The organism is Bradyrhizobium liaoningense (assembly GCF_018130825.1).
GTDB classification, from domain to species: Bacteria; Pseudomonadota; Alphaproteobacteria; order Rhizobiales; family Xanthobacteraceae; genus Bradyrhizobium; species Bradyrhizobium liaoningense_B.
Genome location: NZ_JAFCJS010000001.1, coordinates 1,522,447 through 1,537,763 on the forward strand (window position 1 = coordinate 1,522,447; position 15,317 = coordinate 1,537,763).

Here is a 15,317-nt window from a genome sequence, read left to right on the forward strand (position 1 = left end):
AGTTCAGAAGACGTAGGCGGGAAGGAACCGAAATGAACGAAGAGTTCGACGTGATCGTCGTTGGCGCGGGAAATGCCGCTCTGGCTGCGGCTGTCTCAGCGAAAGAAAACGGCGCGGATCGTGTCGTCGTTCTCGAGAAAGCTCCCCGCGAAATGCGAGGCGGCAACACGCATTGGAGCGGCGGTGTCCTGCGCTTCGCCTATGACGAGCCGCGCGAGATCGGCGCTCTGCTGCCGGGCATCGAAGACGAGTTCGAGAATTTCTACGACGGCATTTCTCCCTACACGCAGGAAGACTTTCACGGCGATCTCGTGCGCGTCACCAACGGACGCACCGATCCGACCTTGTCTCGTCTGCTCGTGTCGAACTCGCAGGCGACCGTGCGCTGGATGAAGGATACCGGCGGCATCAAGATGGAGCCGGCGATCAGCTTGTCCGCCGTCAAGAAGGACAACGTGATGGTCTGGGCGCGCGGCCTCGTCGTGCGCGCGGCGCACGAGGGTGTCGGCCTGTCGCGCAGCTGGTTTTCGACCTGCGAGCGCATGGGGATCGAGATTCGCTACGGCAACGCCGTTTCGGAGCTGCTCGTCGACGACAATGGCCGCGTCGTCGGCGTCAAGACCAAGGACGACGAAGGCGTCCGCTCGCTCGGCGCGAAAGCCGTCGTGCTCGGCTGCGGCGGGTTCGAGGCGAACGTTCAGATGCGCACGCAGCACATCGGTCCGCTGGTCGGCGCCGCGAAGGTTCGCGGGACGCCTCACAACCAGGGCGACGGTCTGCGGATGGCGCTCGCCATCGGCGCCATGCCGTGGGGACAGTGGAGTGGCTGCCATGCAACGCCGATCAGCGCGGATTGGGGCGACTTCGCGCCGCGCGAGATGACCGACCGCAGCAATCGTCTGTCCTACGTCTATTCGGTGATGATCAATCGCAAGGGCAAGCGCTTCGTCGATGAAGGCGAAGACGGCGCGCTGTTCACCTACGCCAAATTCGGCCGCGCCATTCTGGCCGAGCCGGGCGCCAAGGCGTATCAGCTGTTCGACAGCAAGGTGATCCACCTGCTCGAGCCGCGCTATTCGACCAGCGATCCCATCAAGGCGAACTCCCTCGCAGATCTGATCGAGCAGCTCGATATCGACGACAAGGCGCAGGCGCTCAGGACCGTCCAGCAGTTCAACGATCACGCCCGCGCGCCGGACGAAGGCTTCGATCCCACGAAGAAGGACGGCGTTTCGACCAAGGGTCTCGATCTCGAAAAGACCAACTGGGCCCTGAAGCTCGACAAGCCGCCCTATTATGCCTACAGCGCGACGGGCGGAATCACCTTCACGTTCGGTGGCCTCAAGATCAACGAGAACGCCGAGGTGATCGGCACCGACTGGCGTCCGATCAAAGGATTGTACTGCTGCGGCGAACTCGTCGGCGGTCTGTTCTACGACAACTATCCGGCGGGCACCGGCCTCGTCTCGGGCGCAACATTCGGCAGGATCGCAGGCCGAAACGCAGCTGCGCAGCAGGGCGTTGCGCCGGTCGCAGCGGTGGCGTCGCGATGAGCGCCGGCACCACGATGTCGAGACCTGATGCCTGGGCCGAACGCCTGGCGGAGCAGATCAGCTCTTTCGATTCAGCGCAGCGAGATGCAAAAGCTGCAGCAAAGGCCAAGGCAGCGGTCATCACAGCGTTCGGTCGGGCGCTGTCCGGCGCGTCGGCCGCCATCACGAAGGCGCTGCTGGGTGCCTCCGGCGTCGCGATGAGCGGGGGAGCGTCGCTCGTCTTCGGCACCGAGCGACGCACGAGCGCGGTCGATGCTGCGTTGATCAATGCCGCAGCTGCGGTGGCCGGAGCCGAAGCATCGCGCGATGCTGCGAATTCGGCCTGGATCGTGGCGCTCTTCGGGCTTTGCGAGGAGCGCGGAAAAACCGGGCAAGACCTGCTGGATGCGCTGATATCGGGCGCGGAGGCCGCTCATCTTCTTGTGCCGGTGCTGTCAAAGGAAGGTGACCAGCTCCGAGCCGCCTTGTTCGGCGCCGTCGCGGCCGCTGCGCGCGTGCTCGAATTGAGTCGCCCGAAGATTGCAGCCGCGCTGCTGATGGCAGGGATGGCGAGTGTCGACAGTCCTGCCGCCGGACCGGTCGGAGCAACGTCGCTCATGGTTGGTCTGAGCCTTCGCAGCGGCCTGCTGGCCGCTCTGCTCGCCGAAGCCTTGGACGAAGCGTCCTGCGCCGAGATGATCGGGAGCGAAGGAAAGGCGATTCCTGGTCTGGTCTCGAATGATGGAGCGCCAGGAGAGGCCGCTTTCGATCTTCTTGCAGTTCAATCACCGCCAGGAGCCGATCTCTGGGAGCAGTTCGAGCGGCAAGCCGGCGCTGCCCTGCCACGCGACTATATCGCTCCGCTGTTCGAACGGCTCGAGACGATCGACAAGGTCAAGGACCTCACGACGGTCTCGCGTCTGTTGCAAGCGCGCGGCACTCAGGCGCCGCCGAAGAAAGTCGTCTTCGCCGCGCGAGGAACGCACGAGCCGGAGGAGACGACCTGGGTTCCCTGAACCCGCGCATGAACGCGGCGCGGCCAGGCGGCGTCGCAACGACAAAGCCTTACCTGAGACAACAAGAGCAAGGCCGACAAAAATATCATCTGGGGAGAGATTGGAATGAAGCGTCTTGAGTTGGTTGCCGTACTCGCCGCATCGGTCATGTGTTCTGCGGCCAGGGCCGAAGACAGTGTCACGATCGGCGTGCACGCCAGTTTTTCCGGTGCCGGTGCCGCGTTTGCGGAGGGCATGCTCGCCGCCACCGACTTTGCTGCCGAGGATGTCAACAAGGGTGGCGGCCTCGAAGTCGCCGGCAAGCGCTACAAGATCCTGATCAAGCAGTATGACGACCGCTACCGCGCTGCCGACGCGGTCACTGCGATGGATCGCCTGATGATCCAGGACGGAATTCACTTCGTGGTCGGACCGATGGGCTCGGCTGCGGCCGTGGCGACCAAGGATCAGACGACGTCCGGAAAAGTCATCACCATGACGCTGGCCTTCACGCCGCGGGCGCTTGGCGCTGATGCGCCTTTCGCGTACCGGCCGGTCATCACCACCGGCGAATTCTCCGATCCGCAGGTGGCCTGGCTCATGAAGAACACGTCCGCCAAGCAGGTCGTGTCGCTGCTTCCCAATGACGAAACCGGACAGCAAATTGGCGTGGCGAATTTCAACTCCTATGCCAAGGCCGGCGCGAAGCTACAGGTCGAGTATTTCGAGCGTGAGCGCGTCGACTTCGTGCCGATTCTGACTCGCCTTCTGACCAAGGCCGACGGGCTAGAGCTTGGCGGCAATTCCCCGACCACCGCGGGGCTCATTCTCAAGCAGGCCCGCGAACTGGGCTACCGCGGTCCGGTGTTCGTCACGGGCGGCGATGTCGCCGCCGAGATGCTGAAGGTGGCGGGCAAGGATGCGGCTGAAGGCGTCTACGTGCACCTGCCCATCGATACCGGCCTGCCGGATACGGCGGCCTATGTCGCCCGCTTCAGGGCCAAGTATGGGCCGAACATGAACGGGTTCAGTCCGTTCTTCTATGCCGGCCTGCAGATGCTGTTCACGGCGATGAAGAAGGCCGGGACCGTTGACGACACGACCAAGATCGCGACGACGCTCGATGGACTGTCCGACGTACCCACGGCGATGGGCAAGGCGGGCTGGACCGGCGAGCAGAAGTACGGGATCAAGCACCAGATCGATCTCCCATTCTATGTCGGGCAGATGAAAGACGGCGTCGTGACCAAGGTGGCAACCTGCGACGTCAACGCGTGCAAATAAGCGACCGCTGGAACAGGTGAGGTGCGCCTGCGCCTCACTGACACGATTGGAGTCGTCATCCCGTGAGCATGGATATCATCCTGGTCCAGACGATCGTGAACGGCCTTATGGTCGGCATGATCTATGTGCTGATGGCCATCGGATTCACCATGGTGTTTGGCATCATGCGCATCGTGAATTTCGCGCATGGCGAGTTCTACATGGCCGGCGCATTCCTGTTCGCGATCCTTTACGGCAGCAACGGTTTGCCGTTCTCCATCAGTGTCCTGCTGGCCATCGGCGCCACGGCCTTGCTGGGACTGCTGATGGAGCGGATCGTGTTCCGCAAGTTTCGCGGCAACGAGCTGAACGGGATGATCGCGTCCGTCGGCGTCGCGCTCATCCTCCAGAACAGCGCGCTGCTGATGTGGGGATCGTCCGCACGCACCGTGCCGCCGGTCGTATCAGGGGTGCTGTCCGTTGGCGGCATCGTATTCCCCTGGTCGCGACTGGTCGTCATCATCGGAGCGATCGTCGCCGTCGTGTCGCTCAATCTGCTGATCGGCCATACAAGGATTGGCCGGGCCATGCGCGCCGTAGCCCAAGACGCCGAGATCGCCCAGGTGCAGGGCATCCGCGTCGACGTCATCTTTCCCGTCGCGTTCGTGCTGGGCGTGAGCCTTGCGGCATTCGCTGGCGTTCTCATGGCCCCGGTCCTGTCCGTCTCTCCGTTCATTGGACTTGCGCCGACGCTGAAAGCCTTCGTGATCGTCGTCATCGGTGGGCTCGGCAGCGTTCCCGGCGCCGTGGCGGGCGGATTGCTGATCGGCTTGATCGAGAGCTTCGCCGGCACATTCGTGAGCGCTTCGCTGTCCGAGATCCTTCAATTCCTGGTCGTGATCGCCGTCGTGTTGCTGCGTCCGCAAGGCCTGCTGGGGCGAAAGGAGCGTGAGGCGTGAATCCTCCCACAACCAAGCCGATGTCCTATGTCGGAGTTGCGGTGGCCGTCGGTCTCGCCGTGCTGCTGCCCTGGTTCGCTCCGAACCAGTTCTATATCCATCTGGCGACCGTCGGCTGCATCAACCTGATGCTCGTGCTGGGCCTTGCCATCATCGCGCGGGCGGGGCAGCTGTCCATGGGCCATGGCGGCTTTGCGCTGGTCGGCGGATATGTCTCGGCGTTGTTGTCGATGAAGGGCTGGCCGCCCCTGCTGACCCTCTTCATCGCTGCGGCCGTCTCGGCCGTCATCGCAGCGGCCCTTGGCTGGATCATCCTGCGTTTGCGCGGCGTGTATTTCGTGCTGGTCGCCTTTGCGTTCAGCCAGATCGCGGTGCTGCTGGCGCTGGACATGAGCTCGATCACCGGTGGTGCAAACGGCCTCGTCGGCGTGCCCCCGATTTCGATCTTCGGCTACGTCCTTCGCGCCAAGCCGCAATTCTATCCGTTCGCGCTCTTTTGTGCGCTGACGACGCTGCTGTTGACCTGGCTGCTCTATCGCTCGCCGCTTGGTACGATGATGGCGGCGACCGCCGAGAACCAGCGGCTCACCGAATCGAGCGGCATCGATACGCATCGCGTCCAGGTGATTGCCTTCACGGTCGGATCCGGCATCGCGGGCTTCGCCGGTGCATTGTCGACGCACTATCTCCGATTCATTTCGCCGGATTCTTATACGTTCTGGGAGTCGGTTTCCTACCTGACCATGCTGGTCGTGGGCGGACGGGACGGGGTGCTGGGGCCGGTCGTCGGGGTTCTCGTGCTGACGCCGCTGCCGGAGCTCCTCCGCTCCACCGAAGGACTGCAGCATATCATCTACGGGGCCGTGCTCGTGCTCTGCCTGATGTTCGTTCCGAACGGGCTCGCGAGCCTCATTCAGACCTGGCGTTCGCGCCAACGGGCTACGACAACCAGCGCTGCGCGCGTGGCCGAGGAAGTGCCATGAGCATGCTCGAAGTCGATAGCTTGAAGCGTTCCTTCGGCGGTCTTGTCGCCGTTCGAAACGTATCCTTCGAGGTCAACGAGGGCGACTTTCTCGGCCTCATCGGACCGAACGGCGCCGGCAAGACCACGCTGTTCAACGTGATTTCGGGCGTTCTCAGTCCATCGGCGGGCATCGTGCGGTTCCTGGGGCGGGACATTTCCGGGCAGCCGGCCAATCAAACGGTTCGCCAGGGGCTTTCGCGGACCTTCCAGGCTGCGACCATCTACCCGGAGGCGACGGTCATCGAAAATGTCGCGCGTGGCACGCTGGCCTCGAAGCTGACCGGCCTGTGGGGAGGGTTTCTCTCGAACAAATGGCGGGCGGCGGCCGAAGAAAAAGCGCACCGTGTGCTCGATCTGTTCGGGCTGACACGCCGCGCCGGCCTGAAGGCACGCGAACTGTCCTATGGCGAGCAGCGCCGCCTCGGCGTCGCAATCGCGCTTGCCAGCGAGCCCAGGCTCCTGATGCTCGATGAGCCGGTCGCCGGCCTCAATCCGGAGGAGGCGGCCGAGCTCGCCTCGGTTCTCCGCCGGGTCAAGTCCGAGCGTGGCGTCACGATGGTGATGGTCGAGCATCACATGCGTACCGTCATGGGCCTCTGCAATCGCGTCGTGGTGCTCGATCACGGGACGCTGATCGCACAGGGAACGCCTGCGGAAGTCGTCTCGAACCCGGTCGTGATCGAGGCATATCTCGGCAAGGAAGCGGTCCATGCTTGACGTTCGCGGAATAAACGTCGCCTACGGTCCGCTCACGGCGGTCCGCAACTTGAGCCTGTCCGTCGCCGACGGAGCGATCGTCTCCCTCATCGGTTCGAACGGAGCGGGCAAGACCACCACGATGAAGGCCATCATCGGCCTGAAGCCCGTGAGTGGCGGAGAGATCTATTTCGACGGCAAGCGCATCGATGGGGCCTCCGCGCCGCAGCGCGTTGGGCGTGGTATCGCACTGTCGCCCGAAGGACGGCGTGTGTTCCCGCAGATGAGTGTGCTCGACAATCTTCTGGTGGGTGGCTATTCGCAGAGGGACAAGGCGGACCAGAGAAAGACGCTGGACCAGATTTACGGATATTTTCCCCGCCTCGTGGAGCGAAGGGGCCAGATGGCCGGTTCGCTGTCGGGCGGCGAGCAGCAGATGGTGGCCATCGGCCGCGCGCTGATGGCCAGGCCGCGGCTGTTGCTGCTGGATGAACCGTCGCTCGGGTTGGCTCCGATCATTGTCGACGAGATCGCGCGCATCATCGTCGAGATCAACCGCGATATCGGCATGTCGATCATCCTGGTCGAGCAGAATGCAAAGCTTGCATTGAATCTCTGCAACGATGCGTATGTGCTGGAGACCGGCGCGGTCGCGCTGAGCGGGAAGGGCAAGGATCTTCTGGCCAGCGATTACGTGCGGCGCGCCTATCTCGGCATCTGAATGTGTCTGTCCAAAAATTCCGGAGTTTTGTTATGACTGGCTCTTCGACTTTCGGCTTCATCGGCTTGGGCGTCATGGGTGAACCCATGTGCCGGCACCTCGTGCAGAAGACGAAGCAGAAGGTCCTGATCCACGACATCAACACCGAGCCCGTGGCGCGCCTGGTTCAAGCCGGCGCGGTCGACGCCGGCTCGATCGCGGGACTCGCCAAAGCCGATGTCGTCTTCATTTCCATGCCGAGCGGCGAGCACCTGAAGAAGATATGCGAGATGCCGGGAGGGCTCCTGGAGTTCGCCCGCGCCGGCCAGACCATCGTCGATCTCTCGACCAGCCCGCTGAAACTGACCCGCGAGCTGGCCGGCGCCTTCGGCGCAAAGGGAGCCGACTATGCCGATGCGCCCGTTGCACGGACGCGGGCGGCGGCCGAAGCGGGGACGCTTGCGATTTCAGTGGGGGCGACCGCGGAGGTGTTCGCGCGCATCGAGCCGTTGCTGCGCTGTTTTGCCAGCGAAGTGACCCATTGCGGCGACGTCGGATCGGGCCAGGTGGTGAAGATCCTCAACAACATGGTCGTGGTCGGGACCGTGACCGCGCTGTGTGAAGCCGCCGCGATCGCAAAGTCGGCGGGCGTATCCACCGAAACCTTGTTCGACGCCTTCTCCAAGGGCTCGGCCGACAGCTTTGCGCTGCGCAATCACGGTTACAAGGCGGTGTTGGCTCAGGAGTTTCCGGAGCGGGTGTTCTCGACCGATTATATGCACAAGGACGTTTCCTACGCGCTCGATATGGCAAAGGACGCAGGGATCGAGGCGAGGGAAGCGGCGCTCGGCGCCAGTCTTCTGACTGAAGCCTCTCGAGCCGGCTTTGGCGCCAATTACTGGCCGGTCATCGTCAAGATCATCGAGCGCGCGAAGAAGTCGTGATCGATATGCGACGGCGGCCGGGCGCCGCCTCGCAGGTTCAAGCAATAGAAGACGATCAATGGGAGGGTTCTGTGCGGGTATTGGTGTTGGCGATCGCGCTGTTCGTTTCACATTGGAACCAGGCAGCCGCGGCGGAAAGCTATCCCTCGCAGCGCATCACCGTCATCGCCCCGTTCGCCCCCGGCAGCGGCACCGACGGCGTTGCGCGCATCGTGTTTCAGCGGCTGTCTGAGCTGCTGAAGACGACGATCGTCATCGACAACCGGGTCGGCGCGAACGGGGCGCTGGGTGCGACGGCTGCCGCGCGCTCCGCGCCTGACGGCTACACATTGCTGGTCGGCGGCACGTCCACGCACGCGGCCAATCCCAGCATGCTGAAATCGATCCAATACGATCCCGTCGCCGACTTTGCCCCGATTTCGCAGTTTGGCCTGTTTCCGTATTTTCTGATCATCGACCCCGGATTGCCGGTCAAGAACGTGGCCGACCTCGTGGCCCTCGCGAAGAGCAAGCCCGGCACTCTGACGTTCGGATATGCCAATGCGCTTGGCCAACTATCCGGCGAAGCGTTCAAGCGGCGGGCGGGGATCGACATTGCCGCCGTCCCCTATCGAAACAGCCCGCAAGTCGTCACCGACATCATCGCACAACGCGTGTCCATGACATTCATGGATATGGCGCCCGCGGTCTCCCAGGTCGAGGCCGGTCAGGCCCGCGCGCTCGCGACCATAAGTCCGGACCGCGCGTCGCGTTTCCCCGATATCCCGACCATGAAGGAGGGAGGTGTCACGTTCATCAATATTTCCGCATGGAGCGGGCTCTTTGCTCCCAAGGATACGCCGCCCGAGATCGTTGCAAAACTCGCCGAAGGCGTGCGCGAGGTGCTCGCAGAACCCGAGATCCGCAAACGCCTCGCCGATATCGGCTTCGAGGCGCAGTGGATCGGGCCGGCGGATTTCGCCAAGCATGTCAAGGATGACATGGAGCTATGGGCGACGACAACGAGGGAAGCCGGCATCGAGCGCCAGTGAGTGATGACATGTCCGAGTATGAAATCTACGCGATCCGGTACGCCAGGAAGGACGAGCGTCGCTCGTCGGAGAACTTCATCGAGAACGACGCGCCGGGCACCCCGATGCCATTGGACTTCTTCGTCTGGGCGCTGGTTGGCCGGGACCGTACGGTGGTCGTCGATACCGGCTTCGACGAGAGGGCCGGCAAGGCGCGCAACTATGCCGTCACGCGACCGGTCGCCGAGGGGCTGAAGCAGATCGGGATCACCCCCGAGAGCGTCAAAGACGTCATCCTGACCCACATGCACTGGGACCATGCCGGCAATCACGATCTGTTTCCGCAGGCCCGCTATCACGTGCAGGAGCGCGAGATGCATTTCTGCACCGGCCGCTGCATGTGCGATGCCCAGCAAAGCAGGGCGTATAACGCGGAGGATGTCAGTTACATCGTCAGGCGAAACTTCGAAGGCCGCGTGACCCTTCACGATCCAAATTCCGATTTCGACGACGGAATATCGCTGCATTGGCTGGGCGGCCACACCGCAGGACTCCAGGTCGTGAGGGTGAAGACGCGCCGCGGGCACGTCGTGCTCGCCTCCGACGCTTCGCACTATTACGCCAACATCCTGCAGCGTCGGCCATTCCCGGTGCTGTTCGACATGAAGCAGATGCTGAACGGATTCGCGGTCATCCAGAAACTGGCCGACAGCCCGTCCCACATCATTCCAGGCCACGACCGGCAGGTGCTGTCGCTATTCCCTGCCGCGCGCGAAGGGCTCGACGGGATCGCGCGATTGGACGCCGATCCGATCGGACATCCCGCCTGAAACCCAATCAATCGAGAAGAAGGCCAGCGCGGGACGTGCTGTCCGGACCGGACACACAACAATTCGCCAATTGCGGAGATGACGGATCATGCCAATGAAGAAGTACGGGATTGCCATCGCCAACGAAACGGTGACCGCGGCGAACCAGGAATGGTTTTCCGCCATCAATCCCTATAGCCGCGAGGAATGGGCGTTGGTGCCGCAGGCGACCTCCGCGCAGGTCGCCGATGCGATCGCGGCAGCCAGGAGAGCCTATGACGCCGTCTGGAGCAAGACGACCGGGCTCGCCCGGGCGAATTTGCTGAACAGGCTGGCCGATTTGCTCGACGCGCAAGCCGAGCGCATGGCCATCATGGAGAGCACCGACAACGGCAAGATCATCCGCGAGACGCACGGGCAGATGCATTTTGCCGCGCGCGCCTACCGGTTTTTCGCGGGCTGCGCCGACAAGATCTTTGGCGACACCATTCCGCTGGACCAGCGCGATGTGTTCGACTTCACGCGTCGGGAGCCGATCGGCGTTGCGGTTCTCATCACCGCCTGGAATTCGCCGATGGGCCTGCTCGCCAACAAGCTCGCTCCGGCGCTCGCGGCTGGCAATTGCGTCGTCATCAAGCCATCCGAGCATGCGTCCGTGACGACGCTGGAATTCGCCGAACTGGTCCGGGAGGCCGGCTTTCCGGCCGGTGTCGTCAACGTCGTGACCGGCGACTACAGGACGGGGCAGGCGCTGCTCACGGGCGACCGAATCGATCGGGTCAGTTTCACGGGGAGCCCGAATGTCGGTCGACAGATTGCAGCGGAGGCCGGGCGCTCGCTTGTCCCGGTGACGCTCGAGCTGGGTGGAAAGTCTCCCAACGTGATATTCGAGGATGCGGATCTCGATAAGGCGACGGTTGGTGCTCTCGCCGGCATTTTCGGTGCAACGGGGCAAACCTGCATCGCTGGCTCGCGGTTGCTTGTTCAGCGTTCGATCCATGATGAGATCGTGAAGCGGCTCGTCGCCCGCGCTCGGAAGATCAGGCTGGGCAACCCCTTGGACAAGACGACCGATATGGGAACGGTGGCGAACGAGCCGCAGTTCGACCGGATCCTCAAATGCATCGGCGATGCCCAGAAGGAGGGAGCGGTTCTCGCTTGCGGCGGAAAGCCTGCGACAGGCGGTGATCTGGGGAAGGGTCTCTTCATCGAGCCGACCATCTTCACCGCTGTCGAGAACAGGATGACGATTGCCCAGGAAGAGGTGTTCGGGCCCGTGCTCTCGATCATTCCCTTCGACACCGAGGAACAGGCGATCAGTATTGCGAACGACAGCAAGTATGGCTTGGCGTCCGGAGTCTGGACGACGAACCTGTCGCGCGCGTTGCGCGTCTCGCGGGCGGTCCACGCAGGAACTGTTTGGGTGAACACTTACCGTGCCTCCAGCGCCATGGCTCCTTTCGGCGGGTTCAAGGATTCCGGATTTGGCAAGGAGCGCGGCGTCGCGGCACTGGACGAATTCCTGCAGACCAAGAACGTCATGATCGATTTTTCAAACGAAGAGCGTGATCCGTTCGCTCTCAAGATGTGAGGCGAACATCGCAAATCGTCTGAGAGACAAGGGCAAGAATATTTCGTGAATAGAGCGGCGCGAATGCCGCTCCCTGCAATCTCCAGAGACGTCGTTGGTCTTTCTGGAGACAAGCGGCGGTCGATGAGATCGCCGTCGCCCTTCTGGGCGTCTCCTCCCTGGACTTGTGCTCCGCGGTCAACATGGCTGCGGAGCTCCTTTCCCTGGCACATCGCACGATCGACGCCTCGCGGATGAGGACGGAGAGGCAATTTCCTCGTCCAAGCAACGTCGGCCAGCAGGGAGGGGGCTAGCGGCCCGTCGTCGGCGACCGAGCCAATAAAATGCATTATCTGCAGGACTCAAGGCGGCTTTCACGGTCTGCACGTGCCCGTTTTTGCGAATTTTCGGCCCTCATCTCCAAATATCGCTGAAAATCTCAGGAATCAGGCGTTGACCGCCGCCAAATAGAATGCATTATGCATTTCATGTTGGTCACCGAAGCCCAGGGCAAGGCGCTGCTGCGCGCCGCTGCCGTCACCACACCTTCAAGCCACGAGCTCCGATCGCTGGACGAGGTCCGCGATTGCCGGGTCGATTTCCCGGTTGCCGTGAAGGCGCAAGTCGCCGCCGGAGGGCGCGGCAAGGCCGGCGGGATTCAAAAGGCGAATTCTCCGGCTGAACTGGAAAGCGCGTTCGCTGCCATCATGGGAATGCGGTTCGGCGGCGAGGCGCCAGCGTCCGTGCTGGTTGAATCCTGGCTGGACATCGAGCGCGAGCTCTATCTCGCAGTGGCGATCGACAGCCGCGTCGGCGGGTTTAGCGTGCTCTATTCGCCGCGCGGCGGGATTAACATCGAGGATGGACCGCCGCCGCTGAGCTATCCGGTCGGGCTCGCCCGCAATTTCCGCGCCCACGCCTTTCGTGCGCTCCTCGAGCCCGTGGAGAGCGATGCCAAGGTGCGCGAGCGCGTGATCTCCACGGCGCGGCGCCTGCTCGAGATCGCCCAGGCCAACGAATGCACGACGGTCGAAATCAATCCGCTGGTCGTCTCCCGCGGCGGCGCGTTGATCGCGGCGGACGCCAAGGTCGTCCTCGACGAGGCCGCCGCCTTCCGCAGAGCCGCAACCGCGGCGACCATTGCGACCGCGCGCGACAAGGCCGAGCGCGAGATCCGGCTGTGCGAAGAGGCCAACCTGATGCTGGTCTGGCTCGACGGCGAGATCGGCCTGATCTCGGGTGGCGCCGGCATGACGATGGCCGCGATGGACGCGATCGACGGCGCCGGCGCGCAGCCGGCCTGCTTCCTCGACGTCAGCGGAAATCCGACCCCGGCGGGCTTCGGGCTTGCCTTCGATCTGCTCGACCGCGCACCGAACGTGAAAGGCATTCTGGTCAGCATGTTCGGTGGCGGGCTGCACACCGATCGTGTGGCGAGAACCCTCGTCGAGCTTCTGGCCAGGCGAGCGTCCTCGAAGCCGGTGACGCTGCGCCTCAACGGTACGCGCAGCGATCTGGCGACGACGATCCTCGGCGAAGCCGGCCACCGCAACCATGCGACGCTGGAGATGGCCGTCGCCGACATCGTGAAGAAAGTTGCGGGAGCGCGGTCATGAGCATTCTCCTCGACTCCGATGCGCGCGTGCTGATCGTCGGCATCACCGGCAAGTTCGGGACGTTCTCGGTGAAGGATCTCGCGCAGAGCCACACAAGGGTCGTTGCCGGCGTGGCGCCGGGGCGCGGCGGTCAGGCCATCGAAGGCATTCCGGTGTTTTCGAGCGTCGCGGCTGCGATGCAGGAAACGCACGCCAATGCGGCGCTGATCTATGTGCCGGCCATGGTTGCGCTCGACGCGGTGCTGGAGACGATCGAGGCAGGCTGTCCGCTGATTGCCTATCCCGGCGACGGGCTTCCGGTGCTCGATGCCATGGAGATGCGTGCGGCAGCGCTGGAGCACGGCGCGCATCTGGTCGGGCCGAATTCGCCCGGCCTGATTTCGCCCGGCAAGGCCAAGCTCGGCTTCATGCCCTCATTCTGCTACGCGCCCGGGCCGATCGGCGTGATCTCCCGAAGCGGCTCGCTCTCTTATGAGGCCTGTTTCCGCCTGTCGCAGGCCGGCTTCGGCCAGACCAGCGTCATCGGCATCGGCGGCGATCCGGTGCGCGGCGTCAATGCCGCTGAAGCCATCGCGCTGTTCCACGACGATCCGGAGACGCGCGCCATCATCTATCTCGGCGAGATCGGCGGCTCGGAAGAATACGCGCTCGCCGACTATGCAAAGCGACCGGATGCAAAGCCGTCGGCGGCGCTTCTGGTCGGCCGCACCGCGCCCGCCGGCAAGAAGATGGGACATGCCGCCGCGATGATCGGCTCCTATGCCGATAGCTGGGCGGCCAAGGTCGAGGCACTCGACCGCGCCGGCGTGGTGATCGCGCGTGACCTCGACGGCCTTTCGGCTGCGGCGGCTTCCGCATTGGCCCGCGCGATGAAACCCGCAGCCTAGCAAACCTCAAACTCATAACAGGGAATGGAGACCACAATGGCAGACGTCATGGAAAAAGAGGTCGGTCACGCACCGGCGGAGGGAAAGATCACCGACGAGGCGATCGCGCAGGCGCGCAGCATGATCGGTCTCCAGCTTCGCCCCGAAGGCCCGTACCTTCAGGATGCGACCGAAGACACCATCCGCAATTTCTGCAACGGCATCGGCGATCTCAATCCGCTCTACCGCGATGCCGAGCACGGACGCCAGAGTCGCTACGGCACCAATGTCGCCCATCCCATGTTTCCGATGGCGTTCGGCTGGATCGGCCGGACCCGCTGGGGCCTGCCCGGTGTGCACGGCTTCTACGCCGGCAACGACTGGGAGCTGTTTCGCCACATCCGTCCCGGCGATCGCATCACGGCGATCGAGCGCGTCGTCGGCATCGAGGAGAAGGAGAGCAAGTTCTCCGGCCGCCTCGTGCTGCAATATGTCGAAGCGACCTATTCCAATCAGCGCGGCGACATCGTGGCCCGCGCGCTCGGCACCTGCACCCGCCACGAGCGCAAGGCCGCGCGCGATGCCGGCAAGTACAAGGACGTCAAGCCATACGAATACACCGCGGACGAGTTCGCGGCGCTCGACGAGGCGATCCTGAAGGAAGACGAGCGGATGCGCGGCACCGCGGTCCGCTACTTCGAGGACGTCAACGTCGGTGACGAACTGCCGCCGATCGTGCGCGGGCCGCTGTCGCTGATGGACACGATGGGATTCCTCGTCGGCTGCGGCCGCGGCCACACCCACGGCATCGTGCTGAAATCTGCCGTCAAGCATCCCGGTCATTTCTTCCGCAATCCCGAGGCCGGCGGCGGCATCGAATATACCGGCATCGGTCATCACCGCGAGTCCGTTGCCAAGGAGGTCGGCGTTCCCGGCACCTATGATTACGGCCCGCAGCGTTCCTCCTGGCTCGCGAGCCTCGTTACCAACTGGATGGGCGATGCGGCGTTCTTGAAGCGCGTGCGCACCGAGATGCGGCGCTTCAACACCATGGGCGACTCGACCTGGTGCAAGGGCAAGGTCAGCAAGAAGTACGTCAAGGACGGTTTTGCGCTGGTCGATCTCGAGATCTGGGGCGAGAACCAGCGCGGTGAACTGACCACGCCCGGCCTTGCCACCGTGATGCTGCCGTCGCGCGAGGTGAAGAACCGCGTGTTCTTCGACGGTTCGGCACTCGAGCTGGAGCTGCCGACGATCCGCTAGAGCGGACGCCAAGAATGTCCCGGGAGCACGATACGCAGTCTCGCATCGTGCTCCCGAAAACGCCGGCCAA

Annotated in this window: 14 protein-coding genes; all 14 read left to right on the forward strand. The window is 63.6% G+C overall.

Going from position 1 to position 15,317, the window contains the following annotated elements:
* Positions 1–32 precede the first annotated feature (32 nt).
* Positions 33–1,553: an FAD-dependent tricarballylate dehydrogenase TcuA gene (gene tcuA / locus JQ603_RS07475; RefSeq protein WP_212337781.1), complete on the forward strand. Its 1,521-nt coding sequence runs from the start codon at positions 33–35 to the stop codon at positions 1,551–1,553.
* Positions 1,550–2,548 carry an MmgE/PrpD family protein gene (locus JQ603_RS07480; protein WP_212337782.1) on the forward strand — a complete coding sequence of 333 codons (999 nt, stop codon included), beginning with the start codon at positions 1,550–1,552 and terminating at the stop codon, positions 2,546–2,548. Before tcuA ends, JQ603_RS07480 begins: the two co-directional genes overlap by 4 nt.
* A gap of 105 nt (positions 2,549–2,653) precedes the next feature.
* Entirely contained in the window at positions 2,654–3,811 is a 1,158-nt protein-coding gene (locus JQ603_RS07485) for an ABC transporter substrate-binding protein (RefSeq protein WP_212337783.1), read from the forward strand.
* Between the two features lie 68 nt (positions 3,812–3,879).
* The gene (locus JQ603_RS07490; RefSeq protein WP_245003501.1) at positions 3,880–4,749 is read left to right on the forward strand and encodes a branched-chain amino acid ABC transporter permease; all 870 of its coding nucleotides are present in this window, start codon (positions 3,880–3,882) and stop codon (positions 4,747–4,749) included.
* Positions 4,746–5,732: a branched-chain amino acid ABC transporter permease gene (locus JQ603_RS07495; RefSeq protein ID WP_212337786.1), complete on the forward strand. Its 987-nt coding sequence runs from the start codon at positions 4,746–4,748 to the stop codon at positions 5,730–5,732. The genes JQ603_RS07490 and JQ603_RS07495 overlap by 4 nt, the downstream gene beginning before the upstream one ends.
* Positions 5,729–6,490 carry an ABC transporter ATP-binding protein gene (locus JQ603_RS07500; protein WP_212337787.1) on the forward strand — a complete coding sequence of 254 codons (762 nt, stop codon included), beginning with the start codon at positions 5,729–5,731 and terminating at the stop codon, positions 6,488–6,490. Before JQ603_RS07495 ends, JQ603_RS07500 begins: the two co-directional genes overlap by 4 nt.
* A complete protein-coding gene (locus JQ603_RS07505; RefSeq protein WP_212337788.1) occupies positions 6,483–7,190 on the forward strand; it encodes an ABC transporter ATP-binding protein in 708 nt (235 codons plus the stop codon). Before JQ603_RS07500 ends, JQ603_RS07505 begins: the two co-directional genes overlap by 8 nt.
* A 32-nt stretch (positions 7,191–7,222) precedes the next feature.
* Positions 7,223–8,113 carry an NAD(P)-dependent oxidoreductase gene (locus JQ603_RS07510; protein WP_212337789.1) on the forward strand — a complete coding sequence of 297 codons (891 nt, stop codon included), beginning with the start codon at positions 7,223–7,225 and terminating at the stop codon, positions 8,111–8,113.
* 86 nt (positions 8,114–8,199) lie between these two features.
* Positions 8,200–9,144: a Bug family tripartite tricarboxylate transporter substrate binding protein gene (locus JQ603_RS07515; RefSeq protein ID WP_212337790.1), complete on the forward strand. Its 945-nt coding sequence runs from the start codon at positions 8,200–8,202 to the stop codon at positions 9,142–9,144.
* Positions 9,145–9,152: 8 nt separating this feature from the next.
* Positions 9,153–9,953: an N-acyl homoserine lactonase family protein gene (locus JQ603_RS07520; RefSeq protein ID WP_212337791.1), complete on the forward strand. Its 801-nt coding sequence runs from the start codon at positions 9,153–9,155 to the stop codon at positions 9,951–9,953.
* 94 nt (positions 9,954–10,047) lie between these two features.
* Positions 10,048–11,523, forward strand: coding sequence for an aldehyde dehydrogenase (locus JQ603_RS07525; RefSeq protein ID WP_212338254.1), 1,476 nt, complete (start codon positions 10,048–10,050; stop codon positions 11,521–11,523).
* Between the two features lie 458 nt (positions 11,524–11,981).
* Positions 11,982–13,118 carry an ATP-grasp domain-containing protein gene (locus tag JQ603_RS07530; RefSeq protein WP_212337792.1) on the forward strand — a complete coding sequence of 379 codons (1,137 nt, stop codon included), beginning with the start codon at positions 11,982–11,984 and terminating at the stop codon, positions 13,116–13,118.
* A complete protein-coding gene (locus JQ603_RS07535) occupies positions 13,115–14,005 on the forward strand; it encodes a succinate--CoA ligase subunit alpha (protein WP_212337793.1) in 891 nt (296 codons plus the stop codon). The genes JQ603_RS07530 and JQ603_RS07535 overlap by 4 nt, the downstream gene beginning before the upstream one ends.
* 36 nt (positions 14,006–14,041) lie before the next feature.
* Complete coding sequence (locus tag JQ603_RS07540; protein WP_212337794.1) at positions 14,042–15,247, forward strand: FAS1-like dehydratase domain-containing protein; 1,206 nt, start codon at positions 14,042–14,044, stop codon at positions 15,245–15,247.
* Positions 15,248–15,317 lie beyond the last annotated feature (70 nt).

Excerpts from the sequence above, each read along its gene's own strand:
- JQ603_RS07500 (WP_212337787.1), top strand. The coding sequence starts at position 5,729 with ATGAGCATGCTCGAAGTCGATAGCTTGAAGCGTTCCTTCGGCGGTCTT.
- JQ603_RS07510 (WP_212337789.1), top strand. The coding sequence starts at position 7,223 with ATGACTGGCTCTTCGACTTTCGGCTTCATCGGCTTGGGCGTCATGGGT.
- JQ603_RS07490 (WP_245003501.1), top strand. The coding sequence starts at position 3,880 with ATGGATATCATCCTGGTCCAGACGATCGTGAACGGCCTTATGGTCGGC.
- tcuA (WP_212337781.1), top strand. The coding sequence starts at position 33 with ATGAACGAAGAGTTCGACGTGATCGTCGTTGGCGCGGGAAATGCCGCT.
- JQ603_RS07540 (WP_212337794.1), top strand. The coding sequence starts at position 14,042 with ATGGCAGACGTCATGGAAAAAGAGGTCGGTCACGCACCGGCGGAGGGA.
- JQ603_RS07485 (WP_212337783.1), top strand. The coding sequence starts at position 2,654 with ATGAAGCGTCTTGAGTTGGTTGCCGTACTCGCCGCATCGGTCATGTGT.
- JQ603_RS07530 (WP_212337792.1), top strand. The coding sequence starts at position 11,982 with ATGCATTTCATGTTGGTCACCGAAGCCCAGGGCAAGGCGCTGCTGCGC.
- JQ603_RS07535 (WP_212337793.1), top strand. The coding sequence starts at position 13,115 with ATGAGCATTCTCCTCGACTCCGATGCGCGCGTGCTGATCGTCGGCATC.
- JQ603_RS07505 (WP_212337788.1), top strand. The coding sequence starts at position 6,483 with ATGCTTGACGTTCGCGGAATAAACGTCGCCTACGGTCCGCTCACGGCG.
- JQ603_RS07480 (WP_212337782.1), top strand. The coding sequence starts at position 1,550 with ATGAGCGCCGGCACCACGATGTCGAGACCTGATGCCTGGGCCGAACGC.
- JQ603_RS07525 (WP_212338254.1), top strand. The coding sequence starts at position 10,048 with ATGAAGAAGTACGGGATTGCCATCGCCAACGAAACGGTGACCGCGGCG.
- JQ603_RS07520 (WP_212337791.1), top strand. The coding sequence starts at position 9,153 with ATGTCCGAGTATGAAATCTACGCGATCCGGTACGCCAGGAAGGACGAG.